A 17,448-nucleotide genomic window follows, 5' to 3' on the forward strand; every position below is an offset into this window, starting at 1 on the left:
CTTCGCGCACCTGCGCCGCGTAATAGCGCAGGAAATCGACTGCCTCGCGCACCTCGGCGATCGCATTCGGCAGGGATTTGCCGGCTTCCCGGACAGCCAGCGCCATCAGTTCGGCATGATGTTCCTCGAACAGGTCGGCCGCTTGTTCCAGCATGCCGGCGCGCATCGCCGGCGGCGTGTCCTGCCAGGCTTGCGCATAGCCGGCGGCGGCTTCCAGCGCCGCCTCGACATCCTCCGCCCCCGCTTCCGTCACGGATCCGACGACATCATCCTGGTTGGCCGGATTCCGGATCGCGTGCGTCGTGCGCGATGCGGCAGCAACAGTCGCCAGCAGGGGTGCGGCTTGCCATTGCCGTGCGGCGAGGTCGGCGAATCGTGCATCCAGCGATGCCAGCACCGATTCGTCGGTCAGGTCAATGCCGGCAGAATTGACGCGTTCGTCGCCGAACAAGTCCCCCGGCAACCGGATCGCCGGATGCGGCGCGCCGTTCCATTGCGCCGCCGCGGCGAAGGGATCGGCAATCAGCGATTCAATCGGCACATCGTCATCGACGATCTGGTTCACGAAGGAGGAATTGGCGCCGTTTTCGAGCAGGCGGCGCACGAGATAGGCAAGCAAGGTCTCATGCGAGCCGACCGGCGCATAAATGCGGCAAGGCTTATCAAGCTTGTCCTTGCCGACCACCTGGTCGTACAGCGTCTCGCCCATGCCGTGCAGGCACTGGAATTCATAATCGGTGACGCCGCGTTCCTGCGCCCAGGTATGGATCGACGCCAGCGTCTGCGCATTGTGGGTGGCGAATTGCGGATAGATCACGTTGCTTGCTGCCAGCAGCTTCTGCGCGCACACCAGGTAGGACACATCGGTGTACACCTTGCGGGTATAGACCGGAAAACCCGGCATGCCGTCGACCTGCGCGCGCTTGATTTCCGCATCCCAGTACGCGCCCTTTACCAGCCGCACCATGAAACGGCGGTTGCTGCGCCGCGCAAGGTCGGCGAGATAATCGATCACGAACGGACAGCGCTTCTGGTAGGCCTGCACGACGAAGCCGATGCCGTCGAACCCGGCAAGTTCCGGCTCGAAGGCCAGCGCTTCCATCAGGTCGAGCGACACTTCGAGGCGGTCCGCTTCTTCGGCATCGATGTTCAGCCCGATGTCGTACCGCTTGGCCAGCAGCAGCAATTGCTTCAGGCGCGGCAGCAACTCCTGCATCACCCGCAAACGCTGGGCGCGGGAGTAGCGCGGATGCAGCGCCGACAGCTTGACCGAAATGCCCGGCCCCTTCTTGATCCCGCGTCCGTTCGACGCCCGCCCGATCGCATGAATTGCTTCTTCATAGGCGGCGTAGTAACGACCGGCATCGTCGGCGGTCAGCGCGGCCTCGCCCAGCATGTCGTAGGAATACCGGTAGCCGCGCGCTTCCTGCTCGCGGCTATTGGCCAGCGCTTCGGCAATCGTCTGGCCGGTCACGAACTGGTTGCCGAGCATGCGCATTGCCAGGTCCACGCCTTTGCGGATCAGCGGTTCGCCGCCCCTGGCGATCAGCTTTGTCAGCGCCGCGCCGAGGCCCTGTTCGCTGCTGGTGCCGACCAGCTTTCCGGTAATCAGCAAGCCCCATGTTGCTGCGTTCACGAACATGGACGGCGATTCGCCGAGATGCTTGCGCCAGTCGCCGCGGCTGATCTTGTCGGCGATCAGTCGGTCCGCGGTCTGGTGGTCGGGAATGCGCAGCAAGGCTTCGGCCAGGCACATCAGCGCGACGCCTTCTTCCGAAGACAGGGAAAACTCGTGCATGAGCGCGTCGACGCCGGAGGCACCGGAACGCTTCGTCCGGACCGCCGTCACGAGTTGCCGCGCCAGTTGGGCAATCTTCTCGTTCAAACTTGCATCGGCATGATGCATTGCGAACAGGGAACGCACCGCCGAGGCTTCTTCGCGGCGGTAGGCGGCGGTGATGGCTGCGCACAGGGGTGACTGGTGGCGAATGACTTCCGCGTGGAAATCGGCGAAGGGGATGGACGGCGATGGTGTGGGCTGGCGATTTGCGGTAAGCATGGCTGCGGGGCCTCGGAAAAGGGTATGGAATAGGTGATTTGATTTTAGGTAGGATTCGGGTGTATTAATTCTGGAAATATGAGGTCATGACCGAATTAAGTGTCATGAAAATGAATTCAGCGAAATAAAATTCGGCCAAGGGGTTTTTTTTTGAGCGCTTTATCTTGTTGGCTAAGACCAATGACTTTGTTCAGGCCACCGTAAAGCTCTTTCCCCCTCGTAGGGGGAAGGTTGGGTAGGGGTGTGAAGGTTGAACTGCTACATGCAGATAATCAACCTCACTACCCTCACCTAGCCCTCCCCTGCAAAGGGGAGGGAACCTTACGGAGCGTTAAAGAAAGTTGCGTCGCAGCGCGCACCCGATTCGCGATTCATTCATCGACGCCAAACCTACCAACGAAATTACACCGCTACCCCATGCTCGACAAAATCAGCAAAAACATCCTCTCCGAACTCCAGAACGACGGCCGCATCAGCAACGTCGAACTCGCATCGCGCGTCAACCTCTCGCCTGCCGCCTGTCTGGAAAGAGTGCGGCGGCTACAGGAAACCGGCTATATCATGGGCTACACCGCCCAGCTCAATCCGGAGCTGCTCGACGTGGCGCTGCTGGTGTTCATCGAAGTGGTGCTCGACCGGACGACGCCGGATGTCTTCGACGCGTTCAAGCGCAGCGTGCAGGCCATTCCCGAAGTACTCGAATGCCACATGGTCGCGGGCGGTTTCGACTACCTCGTCAAGGCACGGGTGAAGGATATGAACGCCTACCGGGAGTTTCTCGGCAAGTCGCTGCTGCAGTTAAAAGGTGTGCGGGAGACGCACACCTATGCAGTGATGGAAGAAGTGAAGTACACGACCAGGTTGCCGATCAGGTAACCGGCGGAAACGGGTTGTAAGTTGCTGCTGTCGCTTACGCGCCGGCGTTCAGCGCCGTCTCGATATCCCGGCGTCTCAGTTCCGGGGCGAACTGCAGGATGAAGTCAAAGATGTACGAACGCAGGTAGGCGCCGCGGCGCACCGCGAGCCGGGTCACGTTGGGCGCGAACAGATGCGAAGCCTCGACCGCGCGCAGGCCCGGGGCGAGATTATGGTCGACCGCCATCGAGGCAACGATGCCGACGCCGAGGCCGAGCGCGACATACTGCTGGATCACGTCGGAATCCATCGCGGTCAAGACGATGTCGGTCGAGATCTGCGCTTCGCGGAATGCATCGTCGATGTGGCCGCGGCCGGTGAAGCCGACGTCGTAGGTGATCAGCGGATAGGCGGCGAGGTCCTGCAACGACACTCTTTCAATACGGGTCAGCGGATGCCCTTCCGGCACGGCGATGACGTGACTCCAGCGATAGCAGGGAAAGGACACGAGTTCCTCGAACTGACTCAGGCCCTCCGTTGCGATGCCGACATCGGCCTTGCCGGAAATCACCCATTCGGCGATATGCTCCGGCGAGCTTTGCTGAAGGGCGACGCGTACGTCCGGGAAGGAGGCGCGGAACGACTGCACCACCTGCGGCAGCACATAGCGCGCCTGGGTGTGGGTCGTCGCGATGGCCAGCGTGCCGCTCTTTTCGCCGGCATATTCCTGGCTGGCCTGGCGCAGGTTTTCCGCTTCGAGCAACAGCCGCTCGATGATGTGCAGGATGCCCTTGCCCGGCTCGGTCAGGCCGGTCAGCCGCTTGCCGTTGCGCTCGAAAATCTCCACGCCGAGTTCTTCTTCCAGTTCGCGGATCTGGCGGCTGACGCCGGGCTGCGAAGTAAAGAGAACGTTGGCGACCTCGGTCAGGTTGTAGCCCCGGCGCGCCGCTTCCCTGACCGAACGTAATTGCTGAAAATTCATGACGGTCTCCGCTTACACCGCTTCATCGACGAACACGCGCAGCCGCTTCGGCCGCACCACCAGCGTGTCGCCCTCGGCCAGGCCGAGGTGCATGTAGCGTTCGGTGGAGATCACGGCTTCGATCAATTGCTTGTTGTCCGCCCGTTCCAGGTCGAGCTGCGCAAGCGGACCGATCGCGTGGGCGCGGCGCAGGCGGGCAACGATGCCTTCGGCATCACTGGTATAGCGTTCGATCTCGATGTCGTGCGGACGCACGTAGCCAACGCCGGTGGCGTCCTGCGCCTGCGCATGGTCGGGCGCATCCAGCGCAACGCCGCCCGCATCCAGCACGCCTTCATGCACCCGTCCATGGAACAGGTTGACGTTGCCAAGGAAGCCGTAGACAAAGGGCGAGGCGGGATGGTTGTAGACATCGTTCGGCGAACCGATCTGCTCCACCTTTCCCTTGTTCATCAGCACGATGCGGTCGGCAACTTCCAGTGCTTCTTCCTGGTCGTGGGTCACGAAAATGCTGGTGACATGCAGCTCATCGTGCAGGCGGCGCAGCCAGCGGCGCAGTTCCTTGCGCACCTTCGCATCGAGCGCGCCGAAGGGTTCGTCGAGCAGCAGCACGCGCGGTTCCACCGCGAGCGCGCGAGCCAGCGCGATGCGCTGCCTTTGGCCGCCGGAGAGCTGCGGCGGATAACGGTCGGCCAGCCAGTCGAGCTGCACCAGTTCCAGCAGCGACATCACCTTCTTCTTTATCTCCGCTTCCGATGGACGCACATTGCGCGGCTTCACGCGCAAGCCGAAAGCGATGTTCTCGAACACGCTCATATGTTTGAACAACGCATAGTGCTGGAACACGAAACCGACCTGGCGCTCTCGCACATGGTGGCCCGACGCATCCTCGCCATCGAGAAACACCTGGCCGGAATCCGGCTGCTCCAGGCCGGCGATGATGCGCAGCAACGTCGTCTTGCCGCAGCCGGACGGACCCAGCAATGCCGTCAGTTCGCCCGGTGCGAAATTCAGCGATACATTGTCGAGCGCGACGAAATTGCCGAAACGCTTCTGGATGTGTTTGACTTCAATGCCCATGATTATTCCTGGTCCATTTGCTGGTGAGTGCCGTGCGCGCGCCATTCGATGAACGACTTCAGCGCAAGCGTGACGAGAGCGAGCAGCGCCAGCACCGATGCGGTGGCGAAGGCGGCGACAAAGTTGTATTCGTTGTACAGAATTTCCACGTGCAGCGGCATCGTGTTGGTCTCGCCGCGGATATGCCCGGAGACGACCGACACCGCGCCGAACTCGCCCATCGCCCGGGCGTTGCAGAGGATCACGCCGTACAGCAGGCCCCACTTGATGTTGGGCAGCGTGACATGCCAGAAGGTGCGCCAGCCGGAGGCGCCGAGCACGAGGGCGGCCTCTTCCTCTTCCGTACCCTGCGACTGCATCAGCGGAATCAATTCACGCGCGACGAACGGGAAGGTCACGAACATGGTGGCGAGCACGATGCCGGGCACGGCGAACAGGATCTTGATGTCATGTTCGGCCAGCCATGGGCCGAACCATCCCTGCGCGCCGAACAGCAGCACGTAGATCAGGCCGGCGATCACCGGCGACACCGAGAACGGCAGGTCGATCAGGGTCAGCAGGATGTTCTTGCCACGGAACTCGAACTTGGCGATGCACCACGCGGCGGCGACGCCGAACACCAGATTCAGCGGCACGGCGATCGACGCGGTCAGCAGCGTAAGTTTGATCGCGGAGACGGCATCCGGCTCGACGAGCGCGGTGATGTAGGTGTCCCATCCCTTCTTCAGCGCCTCCGTGAAAACGGCGATCAGCGGAATGAACAGGAACAGGGTGAGGAACGCCAGTGCGACGCCGATCAGCAGTGCGCGCACCCAGAACGGTTCGACCGTCGCGGCAGGCGCATAGGCCGGTTCGCCGCGCGGCTGGGCGGAAATGGGAAGGCTAACGGCGGCTCCGGCCATATTCAGACTTTCTCAGGCCGGCCGCGCTTGCGGGTCCAGGCTTGCAACAAGTTAATCGTAAGCAGTAACAGGAAGGACACGATCAGCATCACGACCGCGATGGCGGTGGCCCCGGTATAGTCGTACTGCTCGAGCTTGGTGATGATGAACAGCGGCGTGATCTCCGACACCATCGGCATGTTGCCGGCGATGAAAATGACCGAGCCGTATTCGCCGGTGGCGCGGGCGAAAGCGAGCGCGAAGCCGGTCAGGAATGCCGGCAGGACGGTAGGAAAAATCACCCGGGTGAAGGTTTGCCAGCGGTCGGCGCCAAGGCTGGCGGCAGCTTCTTCCAGCTCGCGCTCCGCTTCCTCCAGCACCGGCTGCACTGTGCGCACGACAAACGGCAGGCCGATGAAGGTCAGCGCGACCAGCACGCCGAGCGGGGTGAATGCTACCTTGATGCCCAACGGTTCCAGGTAGCGGCCGATCCAGCCGGCCGGGGAATACAGCGCGGTCAATGCTATACCGGCGACGGCGGTCGGCAGGGCGAACGGCAGATCAACCAGGGCGTCGATCAATTTCTTGCCGGGGAAGCGGTAGCGTACCAGCACCCAGGCGACGATGCCGCCGAACAGGACGTTGAGCGCCGCGGCAATCAGCGAGGCGCCGAAGGTAAGCCGGTAGGAAGCCATCACCCGGTCGGATGTCACCGCGGACCAGAATGCGTCCCAGGACATGGTGAAGGTCTTCAGGAAGACGGCGGACAGCGGAATGAGGACGATGAGCGCGAGGTAGAGCAGCGTGAAGCCGAGCGATAGATTGAAGCCGGGCATGACCCGCTTCGGACCGCTTCGCGATAACCCGCCCTTGAATCCCCACATCGTTATTGCACCAGCCATGCTTCTCCCCTTGAGCCGCTCCATGTCGTTCCCCCGATTGGCGGCGACATATGCCGGTGGATTCAGGGTGTTGGCGATAACTGGAAACGGGCGCTTATTACAAAATCAGCTATAGAGGCGCAATAATTGCATTCGTTTGTTATTAGGAGAACGACTTTTTTTGCATTTGCATAGGACGAATTCAAATAAGGCGACGAATCGGGCGTATCCGGAAAGAAATTGCATGGCTTACAAATTCAACAATCCGGTGTTCACCAGCCGGGGAAGATGGTTAAATAATCCGGTGCAAGCGGTGCAAACCCTTTTGCGCATGATCGCCTCTGTCAAGGCATGCCGTGTCGTCGGGCCATGTGCTCGGGCGGACCCGGCATACCCGCACATCCGATATAAGAATCTGATAACGACCATAAGCGGAGACAACAATGAACCTTCAACAGCAGACAGCAGACCACACGGAATATCGCCCCTGGCTTTCAGCCTACCCGCCGGGTGTGCCGGCGGACATCGATACGACGCAATACGGATCGCTGGTTCAGCTCATGAACGAAAGCTTCGAGAAATATGCAGCGCGGCCTGCATATGTGTTCATGGGAAAGGAATTCACCTTTGGCCTGACGGACAGCATGAGCTGGAAGTTATGCGCCTATCTTCAAGGGCTCGGCCTGGTCAAGGGCGATCGCGTGGCGATCATGATGCCCAATGTGCCGCAGTATCCGATCGCCGTCGCCGCGATCCTGCGCGCCGGACTGGTGGTGGTCAACGTGAACCCGCTGTACACTCCGCGCGAACTGGAGCACCAGCTGAAAGATTCCGGCGCCAAGGCGATCATCATCATCGAAAATTTTGCCAACACGCTCCAGCAATGCATCGGCAATACGGCGGTAAAGCATGTCGTCCTTGCCTCGATGGGCGACATGCTCGGCGTGATCAAGGGCGGCATCGTCAATTATGTCGTGCGCAAGGTGAAGAAACTGGTGCCTGCATTTTCACTGCCGGGCGCGGTGCGGTTCAACGATGCGATCTCGAAGGGGCAGGAGCGAAAGCCGCAGATCGTCAATGGCGGCCCCGATGATGTGGCTGTTCTTCAGTACACCGGCGGCACCACGGGCGTGTCGAAGGGCGCGGTGCTCCTGCATCGGAACATGATTGCAAACGTCCTACAGTCCGATGCATGGAATGAGCCGGCCATGGGCAGAGTGCCGGACAACGAGCAGCCGACCGGCGTTTGCGCTCTGCCACTTTACCATATCTTCGCGTTCACCTGCTGCATGATGCTGTCCCTGCGAACGGGCGGAAAACTCATTCTCATCCCGAATCCGCGCGACCTGAAAGCCGTTCTCAAGGAACTCTCCACGCAGACCTTCCATGCCTTCCCGGCGGTGAATACCTTGTTCAACGGGCTGGCGAACCATCCGGACTTCAATACGGTGAACTGGAAAAACCTCAAGGTTTCTCTCGGCGGCGGCATGGCCGTACAGGCCGCGGTGGCCAAGCAATGGCTGGACAAGACCGGTTGCCCGATCTGCGAGGGATATGGCTTGTCCGAGACCTCTCCCAGTGCAAGCTGCAACCCGACCACGAGCACGGCGTTCACGGGCACGATCGGCGTACCGATTCCCGGCACCCTGATGAAATGCCTGGACGACGATGGCAACGAGGTGCCGGTCGGCCAGCCGGGCGAGATCGCCATCAAGGGTCCGCAGGTGATGGCGGGCTACTGGCAGCGGCCTGATGAAACGGCCAAGGTGATGACCGCGGATGGCTTCTTCAAAAGCGGCGACATCGGGGTCATGGACGAGCGCGGCTACTTCAAGATCATCGACCGCAAAAAGGACATGGTGCTGGTCTCCGGCTTCAACGTGTATCCGAACGAAGTGGAGGATGTCGTCGCCGGACTGGATGGCGTACTGGAATGTGCGGTGGTGGGCGTGCCCGACGAGAAGACGGGCGAAGCCGTCAAGCTGGTGGTCGTGAAGAAGGACCCGGGGTTGACCGAAGAGAAGGTGCGCGAGTATTGCCGAGCGAACCTGACCAGCTACAAGCAACCGAAGGTGATCGAATTCCGTACCGATCTTCCCAAGACACCGGTAGGGAAAATCCTGCGCAGGGAGCTTCGTGACACGAAATAGCTGAGCAAGTTGTCCGAATCGGCGGGTGATGCCGCGCCGGAATGACCCGGCATCATCCGCAGTCCCGTCAAATCCTCCTTACAGCTTCGCGATCGATACCTCCGTCGCCTTCACCAGCGCGACGACTTCGACGCCCGGCTCAAGGCCGAGGTCGCGCACCGAGCGGCTCGTGATCACCGAAGTGACGATCCCCGCCGGCGTTTCAATATCGACTTCCGATACCACCGGTCCGTCGATGATGGCTTTTACCTTGCCGCGAAACTGATTGCGTACGTTGATTGCTTGAATGCTCATGATGTTCCCTTTGTCGTTGGATGAATAAATGAAAAACGATCAGACCGCCCAGGCGACCTGGTTGACGGTTTTAAGCAAGGACACGTCGCCGAGCGGCGCATCCGGTCCTGGCGCGTCGTGTTTCAGGACGCGCGACAGAATCAGTTCCTCCAAATGCGCGAAGGCGGGATTGCCGCGTGCACGGGGACGCGGCAGTTCGATACGCTGGTCGAGCGCAATCTGTCCATCCTCGATCAGCACCACGCGGTCGGCCAGCGCAATCGCTTCCTGCACATCGTGCGTGACCAGCACGGCGGTAAATCCGCGCTCCTGCCATAGCGATTCGATGAGCTGTTGCATCTCGATGCGCGTCAGCGCGTCGAGCGCGCCCAGCGGCTCGTCAAGGAGAAGCAGTTGCGGCTGGTGCACCAGCGCCCGGGCCAGCGCCACCCGCTGCCGCTGTCCGCCCGACAGCACGGCCGGCCATTCCCTGGCGCGATCCTGGAGTCCGACATTGGCCAATGCATCGCGGGCTTTTTCCCTCGCCCCCGTCAAGCCCAGAGCGACGTTGTCGAGCACGCGTTTCCAGGGCAGCAGGCGGGAATCCTGGAACATGATGCGCGTCTCCGGCTTGCGTATCGTGCCGTCATGCACGCCGAAGGTAATATGCCCCTCCTCCACCTGCTCCAGTCCCGCAACGAGCCGCAGCAGGGTGCTTTTGCCGCAGCCGCTGCGCCCGACCACCGCGACGAATTCGCCGGGTTCGATATGCAGGTCCACCGCTTTCAGCACATCGCGCCCCGCGTAGGATTTCCATACGTCCTTCACCGCTACCCGCACGCCATGGCCGGGGGGCCGCGCGGCGGCTTTTACCCGGTTGCGTTCAATTTCCGTGTTTTTCATATCGATCGCCTTATTGATAACCGGGATGCCAGCGCAGCGCGGTGCGCTCCAGCGTGCGCGCAAGAACGTCCGCCAGCTTGCCCAGTAACGCGTACAGCAGGATGCCGACCAGCACGACATCGGTCTGCAGGAATTCGCGTGCATTCATCGTCATGTAACCGATGCCGGATTGCGCCGAGATGGTTTCCGATACGATCAGCAGCACCCAGACCAGTCCGAGCGAGAAGCGCACGCCGACCAGAATCGAAGGCAGGGCGCCCGGCAGAATGACGTCGCGGTACAGTGCCCAGCCGGACAGTCCGTAGCTCTTCGCCATTTCGATCAATCCCTTGTCTACCGAACGGATGCCATGGAAGGTATTCAGATAAATCGGAAAAAACACGCCCACCGACACCAGGAAGAGCTTCGCCATTTCATCGATCCCGAACCACAGGATCACCAGCGGGATCAGCGCCAGTGCCGGGATGTTGCGGATCATCTGTATCGTGGTATCCAGCAACGTTTCGGCCTGCTTGAACGTGCCGGTCAACAGCCCCAGCAGAAGTCCCAGCCCGCCGCCGACGGCGAAGGCCGATCCTGCCCGCCATGCACTCGTGCTGACATGCACCCACAGCTCGCCGGAGGCCGCCAGCGTCCATGCGGCACGCAGCACCGCAAACGGCTCGGGCAGGATGCGGCTGGACAGCCAGCCGACCTGGGCGGCGATCTGCCAGACGATGAGAAGGATTGCCGGCACTGCCCACGGCGCCAGACGTGCCGCCAGCTGGCGATGCCACGATGCTGCCGGCAGGCTCCGCGGAGCGGATGCGACGCCGTGCGCCTGTGCGATTGTTGCAGCCATGTGCGCTCCTTAGCTTTGCGAGACTTTGGGGAGGAATCCGTTCGCCACCACTTCGCCGAACGGGCCGGTCAAGGGCGTGTCCTGTCCGCCGGCGCGTTCCCTTCCCAGCAGCGGGAAAACCAATTCGGCGAAGCGATAGGACTCTTCGAGATGCGGATAGCCGGAGAAGATGAAGGTATCGATGCCGAGATCGGCGTACTCCTTCATCCGCGCCGCCACCGTTTCCGGATCGCCCACCAGCGCCGTCCCGGCGCCGCCGCGCACCAGCCCGACGCCGGCCCACAGGTTGGGCGACACTTCCAGCTTGTCGCGCTTGCCGCCGTGCAGGGCCGCCATGCGGCGCTGGCCCACCGAGTCCATCTTCGCGAACGCCGCCTGTGCGCGGGCGATGACTTCGTCGTCCAGATGGCTGATCAGCTCGTCCGCCGCCTTCCACGCCGCCTCATTGGTTTCGCGCACGATGACGTGCAGGCGGATGCCGAAGCGCACCGTGCGGCCATGTCTGGCGGCGCGGGCGCGGATGTCGGCGATCTTTTCCGCCACGGCGGCCGGCGGCTCGCCCCAGGTCAGGTAGACATCGACCTGCTCCGCCGCGAGTTCATGCGCAGCTTCCGACGAACCGCCGAAGTACAGCGGCGGATACGGTTTCTGCACCGGCGGATAGAGGGTCTTTGCGCCCTTGACGCGGATATGTTTTCCTTCGTAGTTGAAGCCTTCATCGCCGCCTTCGCCCGCCAGCGCGGAACGCCACACCCGCAGGAATTCCGATGAGATCTCGTAGCGCTCCTCATGGCTTGCCCAGAGGCCGTCGGCTTCCAGTTCGCCCTGATCGCCGCCGGTCACCACGTTGACCAGCAACCGCCCGCCGGACAGGCGGTCGAAAGTGGCTGCGGTGCGTACCGCGAGACCGGGCGTGCTGAGCCCGGGACGGATGGCGACCAGGAACTTCAGATTCTTCGTCGCGCCGATCAGGCTGGATGCAACCACCCATGGATCTTCGCAGGAACGCCCGGTGGGAATCAGCACGCCGTCGTAGCCGTTGGTATCGGCGGCGATCGCCACCTGGCGCAGGTAGTCGTAATTGACCGGCCGCGCACCCTGCGTCGTGCCGAGATAGCGGCTGTCGCCGTGGGTAGGGAGAAACCAGAATACGTTGAGACCCATGGGGGAATTCCTTTCCTTGTCTTTTTTGTCGCGGTTGTTGTTATGGTCGATGCGGGTCGTGGGCGGCTGCTGTGGCGTGCCGGCGTGCGTTCGCCTGCCGGCACCGAAGACCGCCATGCCGATCTCCTCAGAGCTTTGTCAGCAGCGTCGCTTCCTTGACGACGATTTTTTTCGGGATCAGTTTCAGGTTGGCGAAGACGTCGGCGATCTTCTGCTGTTCCGCCAGCACCTGGTCGCTGATCGGCTTGACGCCATAGGTGTAACGGTTGGCAGCCAGTTCCACGATCGAGGCATCCAGTCCGATCTGGCCCGACAGGATGCTCGCGGTTTCCTTGATGTTCTTCGACGCCCACTCATCGACCTTGACCAGTTCGTCGATCACATCGCGGATGACATCCGGGTTCTTTTCCGCATAAGGCCGTGACGCGAGAAAAAACTGGTGGTTGGCGACCAGGCCCTTGCCGTCGGAAAGGACGCGCGCGCCGAGCTGTTTTTCCGCCGCGGCGAGGAACGGGTCCCAGATCACCCACGCATCGACGCTGCCGCGCTCGAACGCGGCCCGCGCGTCTGACGGCGGAAGAAATACGGTCTCGATGTCCTTGTATTCCAGCCCGGCCTTTTCAAGCGCCTTCACCAGCAGGTAATGAACATTCGAGCCCTTGTTGAGAGCGACCTTCTTGCCCTTCAGCTCCGCCACGCTTTTCAGTGTCGAAGTTTTCGGCACCACGATGGCTTCGCTTAGCGGCGAAGGCGGCTCGTTGGCGACGTAGACGAGATTCGCGCCGGCGGCCTGCGCGAAGATCGGCGGCGCTTCGCCCACCGTGCCGAAGTCGACGCTGCCGACGTTCAAGCCTTCGAGCAGGACCGGGCCGGAAGGAAACTCGGTCCACTTCACGTCGATGCCCTGCGTCGCCAGTCGTTTCTCGAGCGTGCCGCGGGCCTTCAGGATGGTCAGCGTGCCGTACTTCTGGAAACCGATGCGCAGCGTACGCTTGCCCTGCGCGAAAGCGCCGGTCGGCAATGTGCCCGCGATCGCGCCGAGAGCGGCCGCCGAAAGCAGTCCGATGGCGCGCCGCCGCGAGTGTCGTTTTTCATTCGAATATGTCATTTTCTTGTCCTTGTTCTGTTGATGAAAAATTGGAGAAAAGCCGCCCCCCTCCGCCATGGCAAACCAATGCCATGGCGGCTGTGTCGGCCGCGCATGCGCGGTCCGGTTCAGTCAAAGGGAAGTTGTGTGCGTCCGACGGTCGTCAGACGCTACATCGCACCTGCGAGAACGGTACGGGGATGAATTCGCTGGAACGGCTGGCGCGCAGCGCATTGAGGTTGCTGGATAAATGATCGACGCCGTCGTGGATGCGCTGCTCGATGGCAGGGTCGATGGTCAGTCCTGTTTCCTTCACCCAGCTGAGCTGCGAATCGGTCGCATAGATGCTCGGCAGGACATGCCGCGCGCCCAGCGCGGAGAGCACCGGCCGCAAGGCGTAATCGAGCGCAAGCATGTGCGACTGGCTGCCGCCGGTGGCCAGCGGCAGCACAAGCTTGCCGGCAAAGCCATCCTGGGGCAGCACGTCGAGGAACGCCTTCAGGACGCCGCTATAAGCCGCCTTGTAGACCGGCGTGCCGATCACAATCGCATCGGCCTGCTCGACCTGCAGCCTCGCGCTTTTGATATTGGCGCTGTTGAAGTCCGCATGGAGCAGGGCCTCGGCCGGCAGGTCCAGCACATGCAACTTGTGCGAACGATGTCCGAGCAGGGCAAGGCGATCGCCGACGTAATGCAGCAGCCGCGTCGATCGCGATGGAATCGATGGACTGCCAGCGAGCAAAAGTACTGTCATGGTGTCTCCGCGTGGTCGGGCAAGAAATTATTTCTTGCCCGGCTGGTAGATCTGGTCGAACGATCCGCCATCGGAGAAATGCGCTTTCTGTGCCTGCGTCCAGCCGCCGAACACCTCGGCGATCGTAAACAGTTTCACTTTCGGGAATTGCGCTTCGTATTTTTTCGCGATCTTGTCGGACACCGGCCGGTAGTAATTCTGCGCGGCGATTTCCTGGCCTTCGTCGCTATACAGATACTTCACATACGCTTCCGCCACCTTGCGCGTGCCCTTCTTGTCGGCCACCTTGTCCACGACCGCGACCGGCGGTTCGGCAAGGATGCTGACCGCGGGAGCGACGACCTCGAACTTGTCCGGACCGAGTTCCTTGATGGCGAGAATGGCTTCGTTTTCCCATGCGATCAGCACGTCGCCGATGCCGCGCTCGACGAAGGTCGTGGTGGAACCGCGCGCGCCGGAATCAAGCACCGGTACATTCTTGAAAATCTTCGTGACGAAATCCCTGGCGGTCGCTTCGGTGCCGCCCGGCTGTTTCAGTGCATAACCCCATGCAGCCAGGTAATTCCAGCGCGCACCGCCGGAGGTTTTAGGATTGGGCGTGATTACAGATACGCCCGGCTTGGCCAGATCGCTCCAGTCCTTGATGCCCTTCGGATTGCCCTTGCGGACCAGGAACACGATGGTGGAGGTGTAAGGCGAGCTATTGTTCGGCAGGCGCTTCTGCCAGTCCGCGCCGATCAGTCCGCGCGTGGCGATTTCGTCAATATCGTAGGCAAGCGCGAGTGTCACGACATCGGCGCTCAGGCCGTCGATCACCGAGCGCGCCTGTTTTCCCGAGCCGCCATGCGATTGCTTCACGGTGACGTTGTCGCCGCTCTGCGCCTTCCATTGCTTGGCGAATGCCTTGTTGAAGTCCTGGTACAACTCGCGGGTCGGGTCATAGGATACGTTGAGCAGGCTGACGTCCGCCGCCCATGCGGCCGGCGCGGCAAGCGCAAGTACAACTACCGATTGAACAAGTTTCTTGAACAGCATATCTTCTCCCTGGAAGTGGTGGAATGGCGATGATGTCGCAAGGTTAAAGAGGCGATTGCCAAAAGCGAACGAATTGTTTTGCGGTTCCTTATTTGCTTTATGCATATCGCAGCACTTTCCAGTGCGGCTTTGCATGAATACTGATAGGAGGCAACATGGGACAGCGCGGCGAGATGTGGGTGGCGGTTCAGGCGGTGCTGCTGGTCGTGTTCATCGCGCTGCCTGTGGGCGAGGCGCCGTGGCCTTACGAGACGGCGTTTCGTGCCGCCGGATGGATGATTGCTGCGTTGGGGATGCTGCTGCTCGCGCGAAGCGCCCTGAATCTGGGCCGGTCCCTGACTCCATTGCCGCGTCCAAAACCGGGTGGCGAACTGGTGACGAGCGGCGCCTACCGCTTCGTGCGGCACCCGATCTATCTGGGGGTCCTGCTCGCCTGCCTTGGCGTATCGCTTGCGACGACCAGTCTGCTTCGGCTCGGCCTGACCGCCATCCTGTTCATCTTCTTCGACATGAAGGCCCGCAAGGAAGAGCGCTGGCTGGCCGAACGCTATCCGGAATATGTGCAGTACCAGGCGCGGGTGAAGAAGCTGATCCCGTGGGTTTACTGAGCGCGGCTTACTTCTTTCCCTTTGCCGGTCCTTTTTCCTGGTTCGTTGCCGGACGCTTCGACGGCACGTGCGGACGCGATTTGTTGCGCTGTTCGTAGATCGTCCTGGCATCCTGTTCCGCGCGTTCCTGCGTGCGCATTTCCGGCAGATCATCGTGCAGGGTGAAATAGTCGGCTGCCTGGGCGCGCATCACATGCTTGATGGCGTCTTCATCGCTCACATCGAAGAATTCCGTCATCAGGGTGGTGACTTCGTCCAGATATTGCTCGTAGGTCATGGGCATGGCGGGCACGGTAACGTGGTTTGGAACGGCGGCCAGTATAGCCTGCCACGGGAAGGTGCCGGCATTCAATCAAGGCGCGGCGTGTCCAGTGGCGTGCCGCGTCCCTGGCGCTTGAGCATTACCCGAACAGCCGCGCCGATGGCGAGAAGCAGGAGCGCCAGCAGGACGGGCGCGGTCAGCGCATCGGCCGCGGTCGACCAGTCCGCCTCTTTCATCGCATCGGCCCGTTCGGTCAGCCAATGCCAGGCAGTGTGTCCGATCAGCAGGCACAGCACTGCGGTAATGACCTTTTCCGACGCAACGTGGGTGCGGTACAGAAGGATGAGGGCAGGCATGGCGATCAGCAGGACCAGCACCTGTCCGAGTTCAATACCGATGTTGAATGCCAGCAGCGACAGCAGAAGATGCGAACCGGCGAACTGAAGCTGCGACTGCAGCAGGAAGGAAAAGCCGAAGCCGTGCACCAGGCCGAAGAGTCCGCTGACCAGCCAGCGGCGGCGCATGTCTGGCCTGACCAGGTTCTCGACCGCCATGTAAAGAATCGATGCGGCGATCAGGAATTCAACCACGGGAGCGAACCAGTCGCCCGCCGGCACGAAGCGGTAGGCGGCGAACAGCAGCGTGACGGTATGTCCCACGGTGAATGCCGTGATCACCCCTACGAGGTTCCAGTCCAGCCGGCGGAACGGGATGATCAGGCAAAGCAGAAAGAGCAGATGATCGGGGCCGTCGAGAATATGCGCGAACCCCGATTTGACGAAGGACCAGGCGGCCTGCTGCCAGCGGGGATCGAGCGCGATCGGATCCGATCCCGCCGAGAAATCATAGGCGCGCACCACCCCTTCCGGCGAGATGTAGCGCAGGTCGACCTTCAGCCGGTCGCCGAGGCCGGGCGCGATATGGAAATCGAACGTGAAGCTCGATTGCGCCGACTGGATCGGGTACTCGAGATAAGTGTCGAAATAACCCTGGTTCCAGAACACATAACTGTTATCCGGCAGCCTGGGTCCGCGCAGCAGTGCACGGGCGCTGTCGAAGCTGTCGAACGAGCGGTCCGACGGCAACGAGATACGCCCTGCGCCTTGCGCCATCGACAGGCGCTTGCCGTCCTCGAACAGGTCGATGCCCTTGTCGGTCGCCTCGATGGCGCGCGTGATGCCGGGATCGATCTGCGCCAGCGCAAGATACCCCGGCCCCTGCTTGGGCAGATCGACGTTCAGCAGCAGCGCGAGCGGTATGCGCAGCAGCACATGCAGGCGATCGCCCTCCGGTTTCACGAAGGCATGGACGCGCATCTCGCCGGGCAGGTCATGCGCGATGGCGGGGGGCGCGAATAGAGCGAGCAGGCATAGGAAAAGCGCGATGCATGCGCGCGGAATTATTTGACGTGGCTCGGTTAACCTCAGTGAGTTGAGTGGTGTAAAGGTTTGCAAAGCGTGACTAAGTTGGCGCATAGAGGCTGTAGCTGTTGAATTCCGCTTTGGCGCTGCCGGAAAAGTGGCGCGCCAAGCGGATAAAGAAGCGAAATCTGTCTGAGCCGAAGGCAAGTTTATTTCGCTTCCCGATTGGCGCGTCACTTTTTCGGGAACCCCGGCGGGGCCCCAACATTATT

General features: G+C 61.5%; 17 protein-coding genes. 3 read left to right on the plus strand and 14 right to left on the minus strand.

Annotated features, from left to right (window positions below):
* Positions 1-2,059, minus strand: a 2,059-nt coding sequence (gene putA, locus VGU61_RS17850; RefSeq protein ID WP_326860572.1) for a bifunctional proline dehydrogenase/L-glutamate gamma-semialdehyde dehydrogenase PutA, incomplete at its 3' end; no start/stop codon positions are given.
* 417 nt (positions 2,060-2,476) lie between these two features.
* Here putA and VGU61_RS17855 point away from each other — a divergent pair.
* Complete coding sequence (locus VGU61_RS17855) at positions 2,477-2,935, plus strand: Lrp/AsnC ligand binding domain-containing protein (RefSeq protein WP_326860574.1); 459 nt, start codon at positions 2,477-2,479, stop codon at positions 2,933-2,935.
* 34 nt (positions 2,936-2,969) lie between these two features.
* Here VGU61_RS17855 and VGU61_RS17860 read toward each other — a convergent pair whose 3' ends face one another.
* The 4 genes from VGU61_RS17860 to cysT are packed head-to-tail and all read right to left on the minus strand — an operon-like array spanning position 2,970 to position 6,759.
* On the minus strand, positions 2,970-3,896 hold the full coding sequence (locus VGU61_RS17860; protein ID WP_326860575.1) for a CysB family HTH-type transcriptional regulator: 927 nt from the start codon (positions 3,894-3,896) through the stop codon (positions 2,970-2,972).
* 12 nt (positions 3,897-3,908) lie between these two features.
* On the minus strand, positions 3,909-4,976 hold the full coding sequence (locus VGU61_RS17865; protein WP_326860577.1) for a sulfate ABC transporter ATP-binding protein: 1,068 nt from the start codon (positions 4,974-4,976) through the stop codon (positions 3,909-3,911).
* A gap of 2 nt (positions 4,977-4,978) precedes the next feature.
* Complete coding sequence (cysW, locus tag VGU61_RS17870) at positions 4,979-5,878, minus strand: sulfate ABC transporter permease subunit CysW (protein ID WP_326860579.1); 900 nt, start codon at positions 5,876-5,878, stop codon at positions 4,979-4,981.
* Between the two features lie 2 nt (positions 5,879-5,880).
* Positions 5,881-6,759 (minus strand): sulfate ABC transporter permease subunit CysT, encoded by an 879-nt coding sequence (gene cysT / locus VGU61_RS17875; protein ID WP_326860580.1) that lies wholly within the window; start codon positions 6,757-6,759, stop codon positions 5,881-5,883.
* Positions 6,760-7,181: 422 nt separating this feature from the next.
* Between cysT and VGU61_RS17880 the strand changes: the two genes are divergently transcribed.
* Complete coding sequence (locus VGU61_RS17880) at positions 7,182-8,888, plus strand: long-chain-fatty-acid--CoA ligase (RefSeq protein WP_326860581.1); 1,707 nt, start codon at positions 7,182-7,184, stop codon at positions 8,886-8,888.
* 78 nt (positions 8,889-8,966) lie between these two features.
* Here the strand turns inward: VGU61_RS17880 and VGU61_RS17885 are convergent, their stop codons facing one another.
* From VGU61_RS17885 to VGU61_RS17915, 7 genes are all read right to left on the minus strand, one after another.
* Positions 8,967-9,182: a TOBE domain-containing protein gene (locus tag VGU61_RS17885; RefSeq protein ID WP_326860582.1), complete on the minus strand. Its 216-nt coding sequence runs from the start codon at positions 9,180-9,182 to the stop codon at positions 8,967-8,969.
* Between the two features lie 39 nt (positions 9,183-9,221).
* Complete coding sequence (locus VGU61_RS17890) at positions 9,222-10,064, minus strand: ATP-binding cassette domain-containing protein (RefSeq protein ID WP_326860584.1); 843 nt, start codon at positions 10,062-10,064, stop codon at positions 9,222-9,224.
* A 10-nt stretch (positions 10,065-10,074) separates the two neighbouring features.
* Positions 10,075-10,905, minus strand: coding sequence for an aliphatic sulfonate ABC transporter permease SsuC (gene ssuC / locus VGU61_RS17895; protein ID WP_326860585.1), 831 nt, complete (start codon positions 10,903-10,905; stop codon positions 10,075-10,077).
* Positions 10,906-10,914: 9 nt separating this feature from the next.
* Complete coding sequence (gene ssuD / locus VGU61_RS17900; RefSeq protein WP_326860592.1) at positions 10,915-12,069, minus strand: FMNH2-dependent alkanesulfonate monooxygenase; 1,155 nt, start codon at positions 12,067-12,069, stop codon at positions 10,915-10,917.
* Between the two features lie 127 nt (positions 12,070-12,196).
* On the minus strand, positions 12,197-13,177 hold the full coding sequence (locus VGU61_RS17905) for a sulfonate ABC transporter substrate-binding protein (protein WP_326860586.1): 981 nt from the start codon (positions 13,175-13,177) through the stop codon (positions 12,197-12,199).
* A gap of 142 nt (positions 13,178-13,319) precedes the next feature.
* Positions 13,320-13,910: an NADPH-dependent FMN reductase gene (ssuE, locus tag VGU61_RS17910; protein ID WP_326860587.1), complete on the minus strand. Its 591-nt coding sequence runs from the start codon at positions 13,908-13,910 to the stop codon at positions 13,320-13,322.
* 27 nt (positions 13,911-13,937) lie between these two features.
* On the minus strand, positions 13,938-14,945 hold the full coding sequence (locus VGU61_RS17915; RefSeq protein WP_326860588.1) for a sulfate ABC transporter substrate-binding protein: 1,008 nt from the start codon (positions 14,943-14,945) through the stop codon (positions 13,938-13,940).
* 155 nt (positions 14,946-15,100) lie between these two features.
* Between VGU61_RS17915 and VGU61_RS17920 the strand changes: the two genes are divergently transcribed.
* On the plus strand, positions 15,101-15,553 hold the full coding sequence (locus VGU61_RS17920) for an isoprenylcysteine carboxylmethyltransferase family protein (protein WP_326860589.1): 453 nt from the start codon (positions 15,101-15,103) through the stop codon (positions 15,551-15,553).
* A 7-nt stretch (positions 15,554-15,560) separates the two neighbouring features.
* On the opposite strand, the gene VGU61_RS17925 is transcribed toward VGU61_RS17920, so the two are convergent.
* On the minus strand, positions 15,561-15,836 hold the full coding sequence (locus VGU61_RS17925) for a hypothetical protein (RefSeq protein ID WP_326860590.1): 276 nt from the start codon (positions 15,834-15,836) through the stop codon (positions 15,561-15,563).
* 65 nt (positions 15,837-15,901) lie between these two features.
* Positions 15,902-17,131 (minus strand): HupE/UreJ family protein, encoded by a 1,230-nt coding sequence (locus VGU61_RS17930; RefSeq protein ID WP_326860591.1) that lies wholly within the window; start codon positions 17,129-17,131, stop codon positions 15,902-15,904.
* Positions 17,132-17,448 lie beyond the last annotated feature (317 nt).

It is taken from the genome of Noviherbaspirillum sp., from assembly GCF_035944575.1.
Taxonomy (GTDB): Bacteria; Pseudomonadota; Gammaproteobacteria; order Burkholderiales; family Burkholderiaceae_D; genus Noviherbaspirillum.

Bases quoted from the DNA above. Each gene is read 5' to 3' on its own strand.
- cysW (WP_326860579.1), bottom strand. From the start codon at position 5,878: ATGGCCGGAGCCGCCGTTAGCCTTCCCATTTCCGCCCAGCCGCGCGGC.
- VGU61_RS17880 (WP_326860581.1), top strand. From the start codon at position 7,182: ATGAACCTTCAACAGCAGACAGCAGACCACACGGAATATCGCCCCTGG.
- ssuC (WP_326860585.1), bottom strand. From the start codon at position 10,905: ATGGCTGCAACAATCGCACAGGCGCACGGCGTCGCATCCGCTCCGCGG.
- VGU61_RS17885 (WP_326860582.1), bottom strand. From the start codon at position 9,182: ATGAGCATTCAAGCAATCAACGTACGCAATCAGTTTCGCGGCAAGGTA.
- VGU61_RS17905 (WP_326860586.1), bottom strand. From the start codon at position 13,177: ATGACATATTCGAATGAAAAACGACACTCGCGGCGGCGCGCCATCGGA.
- VGU61_RS17860 (WP_326860575.1), bottom strand. From the start codon at position 3,896: ATGAATTTTCAGCAATTACGTTCGGTCAGGGAAGCGGCGCGCCGGGGC.
- VGU61_RS17865 (WP_326860577.1), bottom strand. From the start codon at position 4,976: ATGGGCATTGAAGTCAAACACATCCAGAAGCGTTTCGGCAATTTCGTC.
- VGU61_RS17920 (WP_326860589.1), top strand. From the start codon at position 15,101: ATGGGACAGCGCGGCGAGATGTGGGTGGCGGTTCAGGCGGTGCTGCTG.
- ssuD (WP_326860592.1), bottom strand. From the start codon at position 12,069: ATGGGTCTCAACGTATTCTGGTTTCTCCCTACCCACGGCGACAGCCGC.
- VGU61_RS17915 (WP_326860588.1), bottom strand. From the start codon at position 14,945: ATGCTGTTCAAGAAACTTGTTCAATCGGTAGTTGTACTTGCGCTTGCC.
- cysT (WP_326860580.1), bottom strand. From the start codon at position 6,759: ATGGCTGGTGCAATAACGATGTGGGGATTCAAGGGCGGGTTATCGCGA.
- VGU61_RS17925 (WP_326860590.1), bottom strand. From the start codon at position 15,836: ATGCCCATGACCTACGAGCAATATCTGGACGAAGTCACCACCCTGATG.
- VGU61_RS17855 (WP_326860574.1), top strand. From the start codon at position 2,477: ATGCTCGACAAAATCAGCAAAAACATCCTCTCCGAACTCCAGAACGAC.
- VGU61_RS17930 (WP_326860591.1), bottom strand. From the start codon at position 17,131: ATGCGCGTCCATGCCTTCGTGAAACCGGAGGGCGATCGCCTGCATGTG.
- ssuE (WP_326860587.1), bottom strand. From the start codon at position 13,910: ATGACAGTACTTTTGCTCGCTGGCAGTCCATCGATTCCATCGCGATCG.
- VGU61_RS17890 (WP_326860584.1), bottom strand. From the start codon at position 10,064: ATGAAAAACACGGAAATTGAACGCAACCGGGTAAAAGCCGCCGCGCGG.